The organism is Dellaglioa algida DSM 15638 (assembly GCF_001434695.1).
GTDB classification, from domain to species: domain Bacteria; phylum Bacillota; class Bacilli; order Lactobacillales; family Lactobacillaceae; genus Dellaglioa; species Dellaglioa algida.
Window position 1 is genome coordinate 1 of record NZ_AZDI01000023.1, and the last position, 1470, is coordinate 1470.

At 32.8% G+C, this 1470-nt stretch carries 1 protein-coding gene; it reads left to right on the plus strand.

The window, feature by feature from the left end:
- Nucleotides 1-125: 125 nt before the first annotated feature.
- Nucleotides 126-1391, plus strand: a complete 1266-nt coding sequence (locus FC66_RS07780) for an ISL3 family transposase (protein WP_057974807.1) — start codon at nucleotides 126-128, stop codon at nucleotides 1389-1391.
- Nucleotides 1392-1470 lie beyond the last annotated feature (79 nt).

A 1470-nucleotide genomic window follows, 5' to 3' on the forward strand; every position in this document is an offset into this window, starting at 1 on the left:
AGGTTCTATACTTTTGAGTGTTGATGAGAAATCATCAGCACTATTTTTTCGCAAAAAAAAGAACATAAAGTTCTCACATGATAAAATTAAAGCGTCTAAACCACAATTTTAGGAGTGTGAACTTCATGTCCATTAATAATGATATCCGAAATTTACTTGATATCCAAGATAAAAATATTTTATTTTGTAAGAATGCCGTCACGACAGTGACTTACCATCAAAGAAAAATCAAAAAAGTTAATGCTGTTCTCACATATATACCGAAATGCTGTGAAAGATGCGGCATTATCAATACTAATTTCACGGTTGTCAAAAATGGGACAAAAACATCTATGATCCTTTTACCACGAACAAGCCATTTTGACACCTATCTTAACTTAAAGAAACAACGTTTCTATTGTAAAGCCTGTCAGGAAACTTTTACCGCAAGGACAACTGTCATTGAACCAGGATGCCATCTTTCAATTGCTATCAAACGGTTAACTCTTCTTTATTTATCAGATATTTCTTCCATCAAGACTATTTCCAAGCGCGTTGGTATTTCTATTTCAACAACACTTCGTGTTTTGAATACACTTGAAAATCAGCACCAGACAGATTGGATGCATTTACCTGAAGTACTCTGCTTTGATGAAGTCCGTCTCACTAGTAACGTTTTAGGTGGCTTAAGCTTCATATATTTAGATGAAAAAAGTGGTAAAATTCTCGACATCTTACCAGATCGTAGACAAACGACTTTAAAATCACATTTTCTCCATTACCCTAAGGAAGTCAGAGATAAAGTAAAGTATATTGTAATTGATATGAACGCCTCTTACGAGACGGTTATTAAAACGGTCTTTCCAAATGCAGCCATCATCTTAGATCGATTTCATATTGTTCAGCTCTTCCAAAGATCCTTATCTAGCACACGGGTTAACGTCTCTAAACAATTATCATATAAGAAAGATGCGCTAGTACTAAAACGTTATTGGAAAAAATTCAACAAATATTCCGATAAACTCGATTATAAGAATTACAAACATTTTTCATTATTTAAAGGACTTTTTACTGAACAAGACTTAATAGATCGATTATTAGCTTATTCACCTGAGCTTTCTGATGCCTACGATATTTATCAAGCAATTATTCGGATCATTAAATACAAAAAGACAGAAGAATTCTTGCCCTTTTTGGAAGAACTAGAGAAGAAAGGGACTCCAAATGATCTTTTTAAAACGTCAGTTCAATCAATAATTAAACACAAAGAACACATCCTAAACGCAATTTCTTATTCATATTCAAATGCGACACTAGAAGGCATAAATAATAAAATCAAGGTTATTAAACGCGTATCCTTCGGTTACAGAACTTTTAATTCATTCAGAAATAGAATCTTCATAACGGCATAAAAAAAACCAAAGAATCGTAAGATTCTTCAGCTTTAGTTTTATCATTTTTTGCTTCATCAACACTATTTGACATAGAGCC

Excerpts from the sequence above, each read along its gene's own strand:
- FC66_RS07780 (WP_057974807.1), top strand. The coding sequence starts at position 126 with ATGTCCATTAATAATGATATCCGAAATTTACTTGATATCCAAGATAAA.